The sequence below is a fragment of the Sphingobacterium wenxiniae genome (assembly GCF_900116225.1).
Lineage (GTDB): Bacteria > Bacteroidota > Bacteroidia > Sphingobacteriales > Sphingobacteriaceae > Sphingobacterium > Sphingobacterium wenxiniae.
In genome coordinates, this window is the sequence record NZ_FOZZ01000014.1 from 1 (window position 1) to 17,434 (window position 17,434).

General features: G+C 41.7%; 14 protein-coding genes. 8 read left to right on the forward strand and 6 right to left on the reverse strand.

Features of this window, described 5'->3' with window-relative positions:
• Nucleotides 1-262 precede the first annotated feature (262 nt).
• Nucleotides 263-2,614 carry a WG repeat-containing protein gene (locus tag BM375_RS15065; RefSeq protein ID WP_093367263.1) on the forward strand — a complete coding sequence of 784 codons (2,352 nt, stop codon included), beginning with the start codon at nt 263-265 and terminating at the stop codon, nt 2,612-2,614.
• An 11-nt stretch (nt 2,615-2,625) separates the two neighbouring features.
• On the forward strand, nt 2,626-5,196 hold the full coding sequence (locus BM375_RS15070) for a WG repeat-containing protein (RefSeq protein WP_212611696.1): 2,571 nt from the start codon (nt 2,626-2,628) through the stop codon (nt 5,194-5,196).
• 56 nt (nt 5,197-5,252) lie between these two features.
• On the opposite strand, the gene sucC is transcribed toward BM375_RS15070, so the two are convergent.
• On the reverse strand, nt 5,253-6,449 hold the full coding sequence (gene sucC, locus BM375_RS15075) for an ADP-forming succinate--CoA ligase subunit beta (protein ID WP_093367267.1): 1,197 nt from the start codon (nt 6,447-6,449) through the stop codon (nt 5,253-5,255).
• 118 nt (nt 6,450-6,567) lie between these two features.
• Here sucC and BM375_RS15080 point away from each other — a divergent pair, with 118 nt between their 5' ends.
• From BM375_RS15080 to BM375_RS15100, 5 genes are all read left to right on the forward strand, one after another.
• Nucleotides 6,568-7,221 (forward strand): ABC transporter ATP-binding protein, encoded by a 654-nt coding sequence (locus BM375_RS15080; protein WP_093367364.1) that lies wholly within the window; start codon nt 6,568-6,570, stop codon nt 7,219-7,221.
• A 99-nt stretch (nt 7,222-7,320) separates the two neighbouring features.
• Nucleotides 7,321-7,791: a hypothetical protein gene (locus BM375_RS15085; protein WP_093367268.1), complete on the forward strand. Its 471-nt coding sequence runs from the start codon at nt 7,321-7,323 to the stop codon at nt 7,789-7,791.
• Complete coding sequence (locus BM375_RS15090) at nt 7,791-8,345, forward strand: hypothetical protein (protein WP_093367270.1); 555 nt, start codon at nt 7,791-7,793, stop codon at nt 8,343-8,345. The genes BM375_RS15085 and BM375_RS15090 overlap by 1 nt, the downstream gene beginning before the upstream one ends.
• Before the next feature lie 9 nt (nt 8,346-8,354).
• Nucleotides 8,355-9,911, forward strand: a complete 1,557-nt coding sequence (locus BM375_RS15095; RefSeq protein WP_093367271.1) for a S41 family peptidase — start codon at nt 8,355-8,357, stop codon at nt 9,909-9,911.
• A 35-nt stretch (nt 9,912-9,946) separates the two neighbouring features.
• Nucleotides 9,947-10,951: a LacI family DNA-binding transcriptional regulator gene (locus BM375_RS15100; RefSeq protein WP_093367273.1), complete on the forward strand. Its 1,005-nt coding sequence runs from the start codon at nt 9,947-9,949 to the stop codon at nt 10,949-10,951.
• Nucleotides 10,952-11,064: 113 nt separating this feature from the next.
• Here BM375_RS15100 and lpdA (BM375_RS15105) read toward each other — a convergent pair whose 3' ends face one another.
• Nucleotides 11,065-12,453, reverse strand: a complete 1,389-nt coding sequence (lpdA, locus tag BM375_RS15105; protein ID WP_093367274.1) for a dihydrolipoyl dehydrogenase — start codon at nt 12,451-12,453, stop codon at nt 11,065-11,067.
• A 207-nt stretch (nt 12,454-12,660) separates the two neighbouring features.
• On the opposite strand from lpdA (BM375_RS15105), the gene BM375_RS15110 reads away from it, so the two are divergent.
• Entirely contained in the window at nt 12,661-12,981 is a 321-nt protein-coding gene (locus tag BM375_RS15110) for a DUF3817 domain-containing protein (protein WP_093367276.1), read from the forward strand.
• Between the two features lie 76 nt (nt 12,982-13,057).
• Here the strand turns inward: BM375_RS15110 and BM375_RS15115 are convergent, their stop codons facing one another.
• From BM375_RS15115 to BM375_RS15130, 4 genes are all read right to left on the reverse strand, one after another.
• Entirely contained in the window at nt 13,058-13,459 is a 402-nt protein-coding gene (locus BM375_RS15115) for an acyl-CoA thioesterase (RefSeq protein WP_093367277.1), read from the reverse strand.
• A gap of 125 nt (nt 13,460-13,584) precedes the next feature.
• The gene (gene lpdA / locus BM375_RS15120; RefSeq protein ID WP_093367279.1) at nt 13,585-14,991 is read right to left on the reverse strand and encodes a dihydrolipoyl dehydrogenase; all 1,407 of its coding nucleotides are present in this window, start codon (nt 14,989-14,991) and stop codon (nt 13,585-13,587) included.
• Nucleotides 14,992-15,234: 243 nt separating this feature from the next.
• Entirely contained in the window at nt 15,235-15,762 is a 528-nt protein-coding gene (locus BM375_RS15125) for a plastocyanin/azurin family copper-binding protein (protein WP_093367280.1), read from the reverse strand.
• 70 nt (nt 15,763-15,832) lie between these two features.
• A complete protein-coding gene (locus BM375_RS15130) occupies nt 15,833-17,431 on the reverse strand; it encodes a response regulator (protein ID WP_093367282.1) in 1,599 nt (532 codons plus the stop codon).
• Nucleotides 17,432-17,434: the final 3 nt, after the last annotated feature.

Consider the following 17,434-nt stretch of genomic DNA (forward strand, 5'->3'; position numbering starts at 1 on the left):
GCGAAAGAGTTTGGTGTGTCAGCGAAAGAGTTTGGCGTGTCGGCGAAAGAGTTTGGTGCGTCAGCGAAAGAGTTTGGTGTATCAGCGAAAAAGTTTGGTGTGCCAGCGAAAGAGTTTAGGGGCAGTATCCCTAAAAGTGTGTAAGTCGAAAATTGTTACTTTGAAGTAGAAGAATAGAGTAGGGAAAAATTCCCTGCTTTCCGTTATTTTAGACCTCAAAGCTTTTGGCTATATTCGTCATATCAAATACACTCCGCTCTATATGCTACGTAGAATCCATAATATACTGCTTACAATGCTTGTGATTTATATATCTAACGCCCCGATACAAGCACAGGAATGGCAGACCTTCGATAAGATTAGTTTTAGTGATTATACCCACCCCTTGGTGAACGTGACAAAAGATGGCATTAAATACTATTACCACTTGGATAGCCAAGTGTGGATGGACGATATGCACAACCGTGCGGCGGGCATGACGGTGGGTATGAAAGATGGGGCTTATGGTGTGGTGCGTGACGATGGTAAGCTCATTGTCCCATTTGTCTATGACGAGGTGCGTGTGGAGGACGACTACGAAGGGCAGTGGTATGAGGGTATTCCCTACAACTACAAATTTATCGTGCTACAGCAGGATGGACTTTATGGATATGCAGATACGAACGGACATGTCTTGGCCCAGCCAAAGTACCAGCAGCTGAAGGTCATCAGTAAGGATATCATTGCTGTGGCCAAGGATAACCGTTGGGGTTGGTTGGATGCTTTGACCGGAGATTTGCTTCAGCCTTGTATCTACGATGAAGTAAGTAAGACCTATCTTTTTGACCATTATGTTATTGTCACGAATAGTGGTAAGGAAGGAGTTGCTACGAAAGATGGCACGTTGGTGGTTCCTGTCGAACAGGAGCAGCTCCATTTTATCAAGACCAAGGATTATAACTATATACATGCCCTTAAGGGTGGTCTGGCTACGCTGTATGGCATTTCTGGTGAGGTTATGGTGGAGGGCGATTTCCCTACTTTATCCGCCATAGCCCATAGCAATATGTTATCCATTCGGAAGAATAAACATGTCGGCTTACTCAATCCTCAAACAGGTAAAGTAGTACTGGAACCACAGTTTTCGTCCATTATTAACTATACAAGGGGGCTCTATATCGTAGTTAGGGATCATAACCTCTACAATGTCGCCAATGGAGAAGGTCAACTCCTGTTTTCAACGGACTTCGAACGATTGGATTTTGTCAATGCGGAAGGACGTGTGAAAGTCAGCGGACAAGTGGTGGATATAAGTGCTTACAGTGAAAGGGGAGTGAACCTGACTCCGCAACAAATTGCTAACATAAAGTATGAGGTCAAGGTGGATAGTCTGCCCTATTATATCCGCGGTTACAAAGAGGGGACGGAGGGTCTGTATGATTGGACCGGAAAAACCGTCGTACCACAAGGGAAATACCGTACTGTGAAACCGTATTGTTATGACCAATCGGTATGCTTTATAGTAGAAAATACCGAAAGAAAAATCAGTGTTTTGGATGCGCAGGGCAAAACTCTTTTGCCTATGGACTATTGGGTAAAAGATACCTACCAATACAATGCACAGGCTTTGAGCTCCAACCTGACCTTGAAAAAGCGTTACCTAGAGATAGTGGGTCAGAAAAATGAAGACAGCTATACAGAGTCTATAGGACTTTTTGATTTCGAAATAGGTAAGCTTATCGTTTCGCCCGCTCCACAATCTATTAAATGGCTTAACGAAAACTATTTTCGTATAGTAAAACAGGGAATAGAAGAGAATTTAGGTCGGGTAAGCCTATACGATAAGGAAGGGAATGCCTTACTGCAATTTGATAAAGAGGTGCGTGATGTTGAAATGCTGGGAAACCATTTTTTGTTGGTAGAAAAAGCCGAGGGATACAATAGCCCTGTGTATGTGTTGATGGATATACAAGGGAATATCCTTTACGAAAACCCTCAATGGAAAGTAAGGGGCAGCTATGGACATATCAACTTCCCCGAACCCGAAGGAAGAAGTATCGCTGGATTTCATGCAGGATTAAAGAAAATCTATGCCGATGAAACCAATCTTTTTATCAATGAAAAGGGAGAACCCAAGCGTTTTACTGACTATGAACAAGTTGGCGAATTCATAGAAGACTATGGCATTGTGGCTAAAAAAATGACCACCTCCTCAGCGTCTAACACTTATCGAACAGGCAATCATCTTTTTGGCGTTATAGACGCAAGTGGTAAAGAAGTGTTTCCACCAATATGGTCTGATGTTCATGCCTTTGGCAATTCCTCTTTACTATTGCAGGTCCGATTGGGGGATAAGGTGGGATTGGTAGACAAACGAGGGGTAATCATCTTAGAGCCCGAATACGAGTATATCGAATGGAGTAGTGGAAAACCTTATCTGCAGATTAGAAAGGATGGTAAAGAAGGGTTGATTACTGCGGAAGGTAAGGTGGTGATAGAACCCCGCTATGATAATATCCGTACAAGCTATGAGGGGGAGGAAAAGACATGGCCAATCCTGGTTAAAGATGGGGATTGGTACTACTTTGTTCGTAAAAATGGTAAGCCTTATACGATTCGAAGCAAATCAAATTAATGAAGAACAAGATGAAGCTAAAATATTATAGTTTTCCGGTGCTGATTTGGATAGCAGTCCTATTCGTGCCCGCAAAAAGCGATGCACAGGGTATTCCGCCCCCAGCAGTTGCGCCCCCGGTTGTCCCACCTGTTCAATCATTATCATTGAGTCCTTTCAGAAGCGGTTATGCTTTGGTGCGGGAAGGTAATATGTCTTATTATATCGATACCCAAGGTGAGAAAATACAGACGGTAAGCGAAGGCATACTTGGCGTGCCTTATGTACAGGAAGATTACGTGAGGGAAGTGAAAGAAGGATATGGCAAATACTTGCCAAAGAATAAGACGATTTTTGAAAAAGAAGGTAAGTATGGGGTATTATCCCCAATGGGAGAACAGTTGATAACAGCCGAATATGATTATATCGATACACAATATCAGCAGTTTTGGGAATTGCACAAAAATAAGAAAAAGACCTATTACCTGCCTGGTGGAGTCATGCTCCCGCTATTTGATGACATAGGCTTTTTGGATGGGAAATATTTTGACGTGAAGCAGGAGGGAGCCTGGCGTTTATATAGCAAATCCCAAAACCGTATAGTGACCAAACAAGCTTATGAAGGATTCGATTATTGTGGTGGTTGCTCAACCGGTGCACCTTATGTGTATGCCAAGAAGAATGGAAAATGGGGTGTCATCAGTTGGGAGGAACAGGTTCTTGTGCCGTTTGCCTTTGAACATGAGCATCGTTCTATGCGTAGCGATAACTGGGTAACCTCTTTTTATCAACAGGGCAAAAACGTAGTTATCCATATCCCCACAGGCAAAGTATTTGATGGATCATCGCCCGAAACAGATGTTATTTCCGGGATGTTAGTGACTGTAGAGAACGGCTTGTATGGTGCGTTTAATCGTGATGGCGAACTGGCCGTTCCGCATACCTATGATAAACTGGAAGCACCCAACGACAATTCATATTTGGGATATTTTGGACATTATCTCTTGGCTACCAAAGACCAGAAACAAGGATTGATCCATGTGGATGGCGATGTTGTATTGCCTGTGGAATATGAAAGTGTACAGGTCTATGATGATTACTTTGTGGCGAAAAAGGCAGGTGAAACATTTCTCTTTCAAGCCCGAAAGCCAGAAGCTTTATTGAAAAAAGAACATGCCGAAATCCAACATACCAACGAATATTTTTATTCTTCGGGAAGCCTAAGGTTGACGGTCTTCTCCATAAAGCAGAAAGCTTATTATGGACTTTATTTTGCGGAGAGTAATCGTTTATATGAACCCGAATTCTACAATATCAGGGTCAGAAAACAGCCAGAAATTGAAGGAGGTGAATTTATTGAGGCTGAAAAACAGGGGGTGAAAATTTTGTTCGACCGCAAGGGAGAAAAAATTATCCCTTTTGCTATACAAGATTATGCCGTCGCCGAGATTGCTAATAAGCTATTTTTAGCTTTCCAAGAAAAGGACAGGTGGGGGCTTTATGATATGGAAGCCAAAAATGTGATCATTCCAGCAATGTACGACCGATATTTTAATTCGTTGACTACACCCAACGGTATTATCGTACAAGCTGTCTTGGATGCGTTTAGTGGTATAGATCTGTATGACCTGCAAGGGAAAAAATACAATGATTTTGCCTTAAAACGGATAGATTCGTTGGATCGGGCGCATTATCTTACGGAGTATGCACAAGCGGGAGAAAAGCGGTATGCTATCTTTAATGTAGAAGGTTTGCACATGGAAGAACTCGACTACAAGACTGTAGAGATGATTCATGGAACGAGGGATCTTCTATTTGTATCCAAAGACGGCTTAGCGGGACGATTGTATGATGTTAAGGGAAAAAAAGAATGTTCGCAGCTGCTGTATCTCTTGAGTAGTTTGCCTGTGGATTTTGATATGGAAGAAGATGACGACCATTGGCTGTTATATGGGTTCGAACAAGGCTACGGTAAGATCCAATCCAAGGGTGGAATGGGGTATATCGATCGTCATGGAAAGGTTATTGTAGAACCTAAATATGCACAAGTACGGTTTGTGGGTAAAGATGCCTTACTGATAAATGCGGAGAAACAATCCAATGAAAATTATTGGGGCAACCCGTCACGGTGCTATTTTGTAAGTCTGAAAGGAGAGAAAATCTTTCCTCCTGACTACTTTGTCGATGATATGTTGTTTCACAATATAGATGATTTTGATTTAGAAAATAAGGTGATTTTGATGCGGGAAGGAGATAACGGCGATCTGTGCTTTGGTATTGGAGATTTGATGACGGGTGAACTCCTGTTACCGGCCATCTATCATGACATCCGTAGCATACCCGGCCTGCCTTATTTACTGGTTGAAACAAGGGTGGATGGCAAAAGCTGGGGCGGACAGCGGAGATATGGCATAGTGGATTTTCAGGGCAAGGTCATTGTGGAGCCAACGTTTGCCGATATCTATCCTCCTGTAACCATGTATGGAGAAGACAATCCTGAGAATTCCTTGTTTCCTTTATTGGTCAACGATGGCAATAAATGGCGGTATGTGAAGGAAGATGGAAGCTATCTTCCGATTACTGGAGATTATGCGAATAGATAACAAAAATAAAGGGGCATTATATAATGCCCCTTTATTTTTGTTATCTATATAAAGATTTATTTGTTCTCAAGAACTTTGGTTACCAATTCGGCAGCTTCTTTTAATAAGATAGCCGAGTAAACCTGTAGACCGGATTCGTCAATCAATTTTTTCGCTTCAGCAGCGTTTGTACCTTGAAGACGAACGATGATAGGCACAGGGATATTTCCGATTTCTTGGTAAGCGTCGATAACACCTTGTGCTACGCGATCACAACGAACGATACCACCAAAGATGTTAATCAAGATTGCTTTTACGTTAGGATCTTTCAAGATAATATTGAAACCAGCTTTTACTGTTTCAGCATTAGCCGTACCACCTACGTCCAAGAAGTTTGCTGGCTCACCACCTGCTAGTTTGATGATATCCATAGTTGCCATCGCCAAACCTGCACCGTTTACCATACAACCTACGTTACCGTCCAATTTTACATAGTTCAAATTGGATTCGCCTGCCTCTACTTCAGTAGGATCTTCTTCGGCAACATCGCGTAGCGCAGCGTAATCAGCGTGACGGTATAATGCGTTTTCATCAAAGTTTACTTTGGCGTCAACAGCTAATATTTTATCGTCAGATGTTTTTAATACTGGGTTGATTTCGAACAATGAAGCGTCGATAGTGTCATAGGCTTTGTATAAAGCAGCAATGAATTTCACCATGTCTTTGTGCGCAGCACCTGAAAGGCCTAAGTTGAAAGCAATTTTACGCGCTTGGAAACCTTGTAAACCTACTTTAGGGTCAACCTCTTCTTTGAAGATAAGGTGAGGAGTCTTTTCAGCTACCTCTTCGATGTCCATACCACCTTCTGTAGAATACATGATGATGTTACGGCCTTTAGCGCGATCCAACAATACAGAAACATAGAATTCTTTGATGTCGCTATCGCCAGGGTAGTACACATCTTGAGCAATCAAGACCTTGTTTACCTTTTTACCTTCCGGACCTGTTTGTGGCGTTACCAATTGCATACCGATGATGTCGGTTGCTCTTTGTAATACCTCGTCGTGGTTTTTAGCAAGCTTAACGCCGCCACCTTTACCACGGCCTCCAGCATGAATCTGAGCCTTTACTACTACCCAGTCCGAATTAAGATCTTCTTTTAACTTTTGTGCAGCTTGAACAGCTTGCTCTGGAGTTTCTGCAAGGATTCCTTCTTGAACTCTTACACCAAAACTCTTAAGTATTTCTTTTGCTTGATATTCGTGAATATTCATCGTAAAAAATTTGAGGTAAAAATAGGATTTTAAAATGGAAGGGTCAAGTAATTCTTTGGTAAAAAGTGATTAAAGAGTTTTGTTTATGGAATTGAGCCAATTTCCTTACCTTCGTACTATGATATTGCAGGCAAATGACATACATAAATCCTTTGGACAACTAGAAATATTGAAGGGTGTTGACCTTTCGGTAGCCAAGGGAGAAATCGTCTCGATAGTAGGTGCTTCTGGTGCCGGAAAGAGTACACTGTTACATATCGTAGGGACATTGGATAAGCCTGATTCGGGCAAAGTCACTATCAATGGGGTAGATGTCACAGCCCTGAACGAGAAGAAATTGAGCCAGTTCCGAAATGAGCACATTGGCTTCGTCTTTCAGTTTCATCATCTTTTACCCGAATTTACCGCATTGGAGAATGTATGTATACCTGCTTTTATCCAAGGGAAAAGCCCAAAGGAAGCAGAAAAGACAGCTATGGAACTTTTGGAAAGACTAGGGGTGCAGCACCGCGCATATCATAAACCCGGCCAACTTTCGGGAGGGGAACAGCAACGGGTTTCTGTCGCCAGAGCTTTGGTGAACAATCCGGCATTGATTCTTGCTGATGAACCATCGGGTAATCTAGACTCCGAAAATGCAGCTTCCCTGCACCAACTCTTTTTTGACCTTCGGGATGCCTTGAACCAGACATTTATTATCGTGACACATAACGAGGAACTTGCCGGTATATCTGACCGCACCGTTCACATGCGTGATGGGTTGATACTTTGAAATCAAGTGATGACTGTTATGGTAGTGAAGATAGTGATGTAAGATACAGCTTCCCTCACCTCCATAACTTCGTTCACTTCCATAACATTAAAATTATAAATGGAAAAAATAGTAATTACTTATGGTACGCGACCACTGGCACAACGTATCGGTCGCATGTTGACCCCTCGATTTGATGTGGTGTTTGCCTCTGCCGAAACCTTTCCAGACATATTGCTCCGTCAGAACTACCGTCAAATTCCAACCGGAGTTAACCCTACTTATGCACACGAGTTGCTCAAGACCTGTTTGGATGAGCAGGCTGATTACGTGCTGCCGCTCGGAAAGATGGAGTTAGCTCCTTTGCATGAAGCGCGGATCCTGTTTCATGAGTATGGTATTGAGGTTTTACAGCCAGTGGATCTGGCTGAATTCTTTATCTTGAAAAATCCGCCAAAAGAGCAACAACTGTATGTCTGTAGAGAAGGGGTGGATTTGCTGCATGGTGAAAAGATAAATGATGCCGGTTTTTCGGGAGTAGGGATGCTTTCTGATTCCGAGGAAGATATGATGTGGTGTTTAGCTGATTAATGATGATTATTCCAAGAGATAAAGAAATCTATGCTTTCGAGGTGGACGATGTGCTTTTCCCTAAACGGGACTATCTGTTGCAGGTGTACTACCTATTTGCCAATTTTACGGAATATACAGAAGGGAAAAGCCTGTCCAAGTCTATGGTGGACTTCATGAAGCAGACTTATGAAAGGGAAGGGGAAACGGTCGTGTTGGATGAAACGATAAACCATTTCCAATTGCCGGAGTCCTACAGGGAGAACTTTGAACGTCTAAAAGCAAATGCGCACCTGCCATTGAAACTGATCTTGAAGGATGATTTTAAGGCATTGGCAAAGGAGCTGATGGATAGCGGAAAGCGTATTGTGCTTTTGACAGACGGAAATCCGATTGAGCAGCTGAATAAGCTAAAGCACATCGAGTGGGGAGAGCTTGATGAACTTAAAAAACAGTTGCGCGTTTATTTTGTACAGGAATTGCTTTTCCGTAATATAAAGCCAAATGCTTATATTGCTGAGGAATTCGGGATAGGTACAGATGAAGTATATCCTGTAAATCATTTAGAAAATTAGAAATAGGTTATGAGAATTGTATACCTAACATTGGCTTTGGGGCTTTTTTTTAGCTTTTCCGCCTGTAAGAAAGAGGTGAACCCGACAACGGGTGGTAATCCAGTAGACCCGGTAGACCCTAGGGAGGTCTATCTGGATAATGAGCACGAGAATAAGGTGCGCGATTCTATCTGGTATTATTACAAGGTGCTCTCTTTATGGGAATCGTATGTCCCGCCCCGTAATATCAATGATATTGAGAAAGCAGGCTATATAAGAAACGAGTATACCAAGTATTATGAAACCGGAGAAGATGTGCTCGACTATTTAATGGACTTAACAAAGGCTCCAGGTACGGAATCTACTAAAAATTATGATTGGTATAGCTTTTTGGATAGAGCCGGTGAAGTAAGTGGCGAGATACAGGACGCGGTAGCAACGAGCTATGGTATGTATGTGTTCTATTTGCAAACGGAAACTTCGGGCAATAACGCCTATCTGTATGTCAGAATGGTAGACAAAAACTCGCCTGCGTATAAAGCAGGTATCCGTAGAGGGGATATGATTTTGGGCATTAATGGCGATACGAAGATTGACTATGACTCTCAGGCAGCACAGAATTTTCGTGGCATCAATACCTATTTGAGCTCACAAAGTATGAAGGTTCGTTTTGCCAAACCTGATGGGACGATTACAGAAAAGGATATAGCGAGCGTCCAATACAAAATGGATCCTGTTATGGATAGCCGAGTTTTTGATCGAGACGGAAAGAAGGTAGGATATTTAGCATTTAGTTCTTTTGTAAATGTTCTTGAAGCCAAGAATGGGATGAAGGCGACTTTTGATGGCATCTTTAGCGATTTTGAAAGCAAAGGAATAAATGAGTTAATCGTCGACCTGAGATACAACGGTGGTGGAGCTGTGGTTACGGCGGAATATCTGGCAGATAGAATTGTGCCTACATCTGCTGATAAAGACTTAATGTATAAATATGAAGTAAATGATTTGCTGAAAAGCTGGGATTGGCTAGAAGAAGGAGAAGGATTCGCTCCAGTATATTTTAATAAAACGGGGGCGCTAAACTTATCACGGGTGTATTTCTTGGTCACCAATTCCACGGCCTCGGCGAGTGAGTTGCTGATTAACTCTTTGACACCGCACATGCAAGTATATATGGTGGGGACTAACTCAGTGAATAATCAAAATCAGGTAGTAGGGAATAATACGTATGGAAAACCTGTTGGATTTTTCGGATTGCCTATCGTAGATGATGATATAGAATTGTATGTGACATCTTTTAAAACGCTGAATAAAAAAGGAGAAGGAGATTATTTCAACGGTTTAGAACCAAATGCACATGTTTGGGAATTCAGTGATTTTCGTGATTTTGGCGATGATGAGGAACCTATGATTGCTTCGGCATTGAACCATATCCAAAACGGTACATTTGCGACAGTAGCATCCCGGGTAGCTATAGCGTCCAATGGACGGATAACGACCAAACGCCCTAAAGCCGTTTCTGTTTTACAAGAAAACAGACTAAATAACGGGATGTATAAGTTCTTAAAAAAGGATTTGCGAAAATAAAGCGTATCTTTGATTAGAACTAAAATACCAGTCGTATGAAGAAGAAGCCAGCTACAATAAAAGAGATTGCCCGCAAACTACGGATTTCTCCGTCTACGGTTTCTCGTGCGCTGAACGATCACCCCAGTATAGGATTGGTTACCACGATGCGTGTTAAGAAAATGGCGGAAGAGTTGAACTATGAACCGAATCAGACTGCTATCTTTTTCAAACAGCGCAAAACATTTACCATTGGTGTTATCCTGCCAAGCCTATCTGAACCCTTCTTCTCTTCTGCTATAAGTGAGATAGAAGATGTGGCGAAGGATCATAACTATATGGTACTGATGGGACAATCGCACGATGATGCAGATCGGGAATTGCAGATTCTCCAAACGTTTAAAAAGCACCGTGTGGATGGTATCCTCATATCATTGGGGAAAAATACGGAAGATTTGAGCTTTATAGAGCTTTTGGAGGAAAGCGAGATTCCTGTAGTATTCTTTGACTGTGTGCCCAATATAGATCAGGTGAATAAGGTGTACAGCGACCTTTCTTCAGGCATGAAAGAGGCTATTGAGGCTTTTGCATCGATCGGTCATCGGCGGATTGCCTTGATTAACGGCCCAGAGAATCTGCTTGCTACGCAAGAACGGGAAACAGCATATAAAGCAGCACTCACTGAAAATAATTTAGAATATAACGATAAGTATATCGTGCATACAGATTTGACGGAACAAGGGAATATAGAAGCTACCGAAAAGTTACTGGCATTGCCGGAAAGACCGTCGGCTGTGATTTCCTTTAATGATTTTGTAACGTTGGATGTGATGAAGTATGCGCGTCAAAAAGGGTTGGTCCAGAAAAAAGATGTTTATTTCATTAGCTATGCGAATTATCCTCTGTGGAAGTATATGGAGAATCCGCCTATGGGTAGTATTGAGCAATATCCCGATAAGCAGGCGCGCAAAGCTGCGGAAATTCTGTTCGAGAACCTGGAAGCAAAAGATCCTATTGAACCAAAAACAGTAGTTTTTGAATCGAAATTGGTGTTAAAATAAAAAAGCGGTTTTTAAAAACCGCTTTTTTTATTTTAAAGTTATCGAAGTGAAAAAGTTATGGAGGTGATGAAAGTCTTGTCCTCCGTAACAAGCATCACCACCATCACTTTATTTTATAAATGAATCACTTCGCCATAAGCATCGGCAGCAGCTTCCATAATCGCTTCACTCATTGTTGGGTGCGGATGTACGGCTTTAATCATTTCATGACCGGTAGTTTCCAGTTTTCTGGCGACTACGATTTCAGCAATCATTTCGGTAACGTTCGCACCAATCATGTGTGCACCTAACAATTCACCATATTTCGCATCAAATACCAATTTGATAAATCCGTCTTTTGCGCCAGCTGCAGAAGCTTTACCGGAAGCAGAGAATGGGAATTTACCAACTTTTAGTTCGTATCCGGCATCTTTAGCTGCTTTTTCGGTATAACCTACTGATGCAATTTCCGGTGAGCAGTATGTACAGCCCGGGATATTGTTGTAGTCAATCGGATCGACGTGAAGACCTTTGATTTTCTCTACACAAGTGATACCTTCCGCAGAAGCTACGTGTGCCAATGCCTGACCTTTTACAATGTCACCGATCGCGTATACACCTTCAACGTTTGTTTTGTAATAATCATCTACAAGAACACGACCTTTGTCTGTTTTCACACCAACTTCTTCCAGACCTAAGTTTTCGATATTTGGCGTAATACCTACGGCCGAAAGAACAACCTCAGCCTCAATCGTTTCGGTGCCTTTAGCAGTTTTGATAGAAACTTTCGATAAATCTCCTTTGGTATCTACCGATTGTACTTCGGATTTGGTCATGATGTCGATACCTGCTTTTTTGAGTGATTTTTCCAGTTGTTTGGAAACTTCTTCATCTTCCACAGGAACGATTCTGTCCATAAATTCTACGATGGTTACTTTTGTGCCGATAGCGTTATAGAAATAAGCGAACTCAACGCCGATAGCTCCTGAACCGACAACAACCAATGATTTCGGTTGTTTAGGCAGGTTCATCGCCTGACGGTAGCCGATGATTTTTTTACCGTCCTGAGGCAGGTTTGGCAATTCGCGGGAACGAGCACCGGTAGCTAAAATAGTGTGTTTAGCGGTATATTCTTTGGTCGAACCATCCGCAGCTTTAACATCTATTTTACCACCTTTTTTGATTTTGGCCGTTCCCATGATGACATCGATTTTGTTCTTTTTCATCAAGAACTGTATACCTTTGCTCATGCCATCGGCAACGCCACGGCTTCTTTTTACGATAGCTCCAAAGTCGGCTTCGCCACCTTGTACCTTAATACCGTATTCTTCGGCATGGTTCAGGTATTCGAAAACCTGTGCACTTTTCAACAAAGCTTTTGTAGGGATACAGCCCCAGTTTAAGCAAATTCCACCTAACGCTTCACGCTCAATAATAGCTGTTTTGAAGCCTAACTGTGATGCTCGGATAGCAGCAACATATCCTCCGGGACCACTACCGACTACTATGATATCGTAATTCATATAAATTATTTGTAGTTAAGACTATATTTACATTATGAATAGCCAAAAATACGATTTTTTTTGGCTAAGAAACAAGTGTTTTGCATCAATAGCACACAAAAAGCCCTCCCAATGTCAACCGTGGGTCAATAGATGATTTTAATCTGGAGATTAAAGTTTTAGGATGTATGTTTGCCGGAAAGTTATTTATCCGGTAGTATAAATTATATGTTACGTATCTTCAGACAAGTGGCCCTGTGGGAGGCTATTTCTACGATTATCCTGTTCTTTGTGGCGATGCCCGTCAAATATCTCTTAAAATATGTGATGGATGTGCCGGAAGATATCCGAAATGGTGCCGTGCGGATTGCCGGTTCTATTCATGGATTTTTGGTTGTTATATTCGTTATCCTACTTATTATGTGTTGGAGCGAATATAAATGGTCTTTCCGTAGAGTGGTAAGTTATTTGTTTGCCTCGTTTATTCCTGTTGTATCTTTCTGGGTAGAGAAAGACCTTAAGAAGATTATCAACGGCGAAAAGAAATAAAACTTAAAGTTATGGAAGTGATGGAAGCTGTGTCTTACATCACTATCTTTACTACTATAACTGTCATCACTTTATTTTAATCCTTATTGGTCTTGTCAATACTCATGTAGGCATAGGTGATTTCAGTCTTGCCATGTGGAGTAGGTATGCCATCTTCGTTCAGGTTCACAAAAACCAATTTATCAATCGATAAGATAGTCTTACGGGTGATCTTATTACGGACCTCACAGGTCAGTGTGATTGAGGTGTTGCCAAAATGTGTAGCGATGATACCCAATTCAATAATATCGCCTTGTCTCGCTGAACTCACAAAGTTGATTTCTGAAATGTATTTCGTGACCACATGTGGGTTGCCTAGCTGTACAATAGCATAAATAACTGCCTCCTCGTCTATCCAACGTAGAAGGGTGCCACCGAAGAGTGTGCCGTTGGGGTTTAGGTCTTCGGGCTTTATCCATTTGCGTGTATGAAAGTTCATGGGGGAGTGGCTTGATATGATTTTGAGAAACTTGTTTTTAAAACTTCGGAAGTTTTCTGTTTAATTATAAGCTGTAAACTATAGGCAGATAAGATAGCTTACTGCCTATAGCTTATAGCCTTATACTAAGCGTGAATTGCTCGATTTGCTGTAGCAGCTAATGCGGCTTCTTTGAATGCTTCGGTGAAAGTTGGGTGGGCATGGCAGATACGACCGATGTCTTCTGCGGATGCTCTGTACTCCATGGCTACGACTGCTTCGGCAATCATATCCGCAGCACGAGGACCAATCATGTGTACACCTAATAGTTCATCTGTTTCTGCATCGGCAAGTACTTTAATGAAACCATCGGTATCGCCTGACGCTTTCGCACGACCGGAAGCTTTGAAAGAGAAAGAACCAGATTTGTATTTAACACCAGCTTCTTTCAGTTGCTCTTCAGTTTTACCTACGGAAGCAACTTCCGGCCAAGTGTAGACAACGCCCGGAATCAAGTTGTAGTCGATGTGTGGTTTTTGACCTACGATACGCTCTGCGACATATGTTCCTTCATCTTCAGCTTTATGTGCCAACATGGCTCCTCGAACGACATCACCTATCGCATAAACACCCTCTACCGAAGTTTCCATGTGTTCGTTGACAGTGATTTTGTTTCCTCTTTCCTCTGTTTTGATGCCGATATTTTCCAGGCCTAAGCCTTCCGTATAGGCTGTACGCCCAACAGCTACGATACAGTAATCGCCTTCAATGGACACAGGTTGACCTTTGGCATCTTCTGCTGTTACGGTCACTTTTTTGCCTTTGGCTGATGCGCCAGTTACTTTGTGGCCAAGTAAGAACTCCATACCCAAAGATTTCTTAAGCACGCGTTGTAGCTCTTTACCCAAGCCCCCATCCATCGTGCCGATGATAGATTTTGCATATTCTACTACGGATACTTTAGCGCCCAATCTTGCGTAGACTGAACCCAGTTCTAAGCCAATAACACCGCCACCGATAACGATAAGGTGTTTAGGGACTTCCGTCAAGTTTAATGCTTCTGTGGAAGTTATAATACGTTTTTTGTCTACGGGTAAGAATGGTAATGCTGTAGGTTTAGAACCTGTAGCAATAATAATGTTCTTCGCTTTTAACTCTTCTGTAGAGCCGTCTTGTTTCGTTACTTTAATGGTGTTCTTGTCAACGAAAGAGCCCACACCTTCGTAGGTGTCGATTTTGTTCTTTTTGAATAAAAATGTGATACCTGCTGTGTTTTGCGCGATAACCTCATTTTTGCGGTCAATCATCTTCTGTACATCGATGGAAAGATTACTTAAGTTGATACCGTGTGTTTCAAAGTTGTGAGCTGCATTATGATAGTGCTCGGATGTATCCAATAATGCCTTGGAAGGGATACAGCCTACGTTTAAGCAGGTTCCTCCAAAAGTGCTATATTTTTCTATGACTGCGGTTTTTAGGCCTAATTGCGCACATCGAATTGCACCAACATAGCCTCCTGGACCACTTCCTATAACAATTACGTCGTATTGCATAAAAATAGTTTTATTGTTTTGGCTTCAAAGTTAACCATTTAAATAAACTCTTGGGAATTTATCTTATAAAAATGGGGCTGTATCATAGATGCAAAATATCAGCGTCATTGCGAGGAAGAATGACGAAGCAATCTGCGTTTTTGACATCACTCCCGCTCAAAGCGAGACTTCGTTCCTCGCAATGACGGCGTGTTTGCATTTCTGATACAGCCCCTTGTTATGTCTTATTAAATGCCGAACTGCTTATTCAGCAACGATTTTTCCTTGCATAATTCCAAAGTGGCCAGGGAAGCTACAAAGGAAAGGATAAACGCCTTTTTCTAATGTGAAGGTGATTTTATCTTCTTCACCTGGACCCAACAATTTTGTGTGGGCAACGATGGATGACAAAGAAGACTTAGGAATATAATCATTGTCTACCGCGGCAACAGCTTCGCTACCGAAGGTAGGAACATCTACACCTGGTTTTAAAATGACAAAGTTGTGTCCCATGGACTCTTTCGGTAAAGAACCTACATTTTTCAATGTCAATTCTACAGTTTCTCCGGCTTTTACGCGCAACAATTCTTTGTCGAATTTCATCTGGTCGTTACCTTCAACAGCGATTGTATTCGATAATTCCACATTTTCAATACCCGGAACTGTTTCAACAGGAGTTGATTCCGTAGCAGCAGTTTCCCCTGTAGTCGTGGTTGTCTTGTTGTCTGAACCTCCACAAGCCGCTAATGACAGTGCTACTGCAACTGCTGGTAATATGAATAATCTTTTCATGATAAAATTTTAATTTATTACTATAAAAGCAAACATACTAAATATTAATGATAAAGAAGTGGTTATAACGTCATTTTGAAATCAGCTTTTCAATCTTCTCGTGGAGATCCAAAGGATTGAAAGGCTTGCCAATTACGCTATCTGCTCCGGCTTCGTATGCTGCGGCTTGCTCGTGCTTAAGCACAGAAGCTGAAATGGTCAGGATAGGTGTAACTACGTTGTTCGCTTCATCATTCTTTTTAATTTCTTTGATAGCCTCAAAACCTGACATAATTGGCATATGTGTATCCATCATAATCAAGTTATACTTTTTCTCTCTTGTCTTGTTGACGGCGTCGCGACCGTTTTTGACAATATCCACGCGGCACCCCCAGGTCTGAAGTAGATTTGTTAAGATGAAACTGTTCAAGTCGTTATCTTCTGCTACTAATACATTTATACCTTCAAATCTGTTGAGGTCTGCCAATGGAGTGTTCTCCGATTCGGTTTCTGTAGCATATTTGTCGACTACTTCAAATGGAGCTTCAAATGAAAATTCTGAACCGTTTCCAAAGCTACTTTTCGCACTGACTTCCCCATTTAATAGAGTGGCTAATCGCTTAACTATAGCCAATCCCAAACCTGTTCCGCCGAATTTTTTCGTGATGCCGTCGTCCCCTTGCTCAAAGGCCAGAAATATTTTCTCCACGACTTCGGTCCGGATTCCTATCCCCGTGTCTTTGACGGTAAACTTGATTTTACAGGTGCTTTCAGTTTGTTCTTTGGCTTCTACAATCAAGGAAACCTCACCATTCTCTGTAAATTTGAGGCTATTGGAGATAAAGTTTCCGATAACCTGCTGTATTCGTAGTGGATCACTCTTGATATATTCAGGCACATTATCAGCGATATACATGCCAAAGGATAAGCCTTTGTCTTCCGCTTTTATTTTGAAGATTTTGTTCATATCCATCAGTTTCTGATGGATGGAGAAACTCTCGTATTCGATCTTCATCATTCCAGAGTCGATTTTGGAAATATCCAAAATATCGTTGATAATCAATAGTAAAGAGTTAGAAGAACTGTCGAGCCTGTTGAGCCAATCTTTCTGTTCTTCATCTAACGATGAATTGCGCAGCATGTGTATAATGCCCATAATGCCGTTAATTGGTGTCCGGATTTCATGGCTCATGTTTGCCAGAAACATTTCTTTGGATTTGCGGGCTTGTTCTGCTTCCTCCTTGGCTTGTATCAATTGTCGGCGGGACTCTTCCAACGCAATATTTTTGTACTTTATCTCTTCTTGAATATGTACCTGCTTTACAAATGAACTTACTTTGGCAATCGTAATTTCTGGATTCAGGGGTTTATATAAGTAATCTACCGCACCGCTTTCTAGCCCCTTGACCAAATATTTGTCTTCTTTGGAAATAGCTGTAACCATAATCGCAATGATATGGCTCGTTTTGGGGTTAGATTTCAACAGTGAAACAAATTCAAAGCCGTTTATTTCCGGCATCTGTACATCAACCAAAGCAATGGAAATATCGTTTCTCCAACAGATTTTTAAGGCTTCATTGGGGTCTGTACAGCTGATGATATTAATATGCTCCACCTCGGAAAGCAATGCGGATAAGCTAATTATATTTTCTTCCTTATCATCTAATAAAAGCAAGTTAACAGGCTTCATTAT

Excerpts from the sequence above, each read along its gene's own strand:
- BM375_RS15065 (WP_093367263.1), top strand. The coding sequence starts at position 263 with ATGCTACGTAGAATCCATAATATACTGCTTACAATGCTTGTGATTTAT.
- BM375_RS15070 (WP_212611696.1), top strand. The coding sequence starts at position 2,626 with ATGAAGCTAAAATATTATAGTTTTCCGGTGCTGATTTGGATAGCAGTC.
- sucC (WP_093367267.1), bottom strand. The coding sequence starts at position 6,449 with ATGAATATTCACGAATATCAAGCAAAAGAAATACTTAAGAGTTTTGGT.
- BM375_RS15080 (WP_093367364.1), top strand. The coding sequence starts at position 6,568 with ATGATATTGCAGGCAAATGACATACATAAATCCTTTGGACAACTAGAA.
- BM375_RS15085 (WP_093367268.1), top strand. The coding sequence starts at position 7,321 with ATGGAAAAAATAGTAATTACTTATGGTACGCGACCACTGGCACAACGT.
- BM375_RS15090 (WP_093367270.1), top strand. The coding sequence starts at position 7,791 with ATGATGATTATTCCAAGAGATAAAGAAATCTATGCTTTCGAGGTGGAC.
- BM375_RS15095 (WP_093367271.1), top strand. The coding sequence starts at position 8,355 with ATGAGAATTGTATACCTAACATTGGCTTTGGGGCTTTTTTTTAGCTTT.
- BM375_RS15100 (WP_093367273.1), top strand. The coding sequence starts at position 9,947 with ATGAAGAAGAAGCCAGCTACAATAAAAGAGATTGCCCGCAAACTACGG.
- lpdA (WP_093367274.1), bottom strand. The coding sequence starts at position 12,453 with ATGAATTACGATATCATAGTAGTCGGTAGTGGTCCCGGAGGATATGTT.
- BM375_RS15110 (WP_093367276.1), top strand. The coding sequence starts at position 12,661 with ATGTTACGTATCTTCAGACAAGTGGCCCTGTGGGAGGCTATTTCTACG.
- BM375_RS15115 (WP_093367277.1), bottom strand. The coding sequence starts at position 13,459 with ATGAACTTTCATACACGCAAATGGATAAAGCCCGAAGACCTAAACCCC.
- lpdA (WP_093367279.1), bottom strand. The coding sequence starts at position 14,991 with ATGCAATACGACGTAATTGTTATAGGAAGTGGTCCAGGAGGCTATGTT.
- BM375_RS15125 (WP_093367280.1), bottom strand. The coding sequence starts at position 15,762 with ATGAAAAGATTATTCATATTACCAGCAGTTGCAGTAGCACTGTCATTA.
- BM375_RS15130 (WP_093367282.1), bottom strand. The coding sequence starts at position 17,431 with ATGAAGCCTGTTAACTTGCTTTTATTAGATGATAAGGAAGAAAATATA.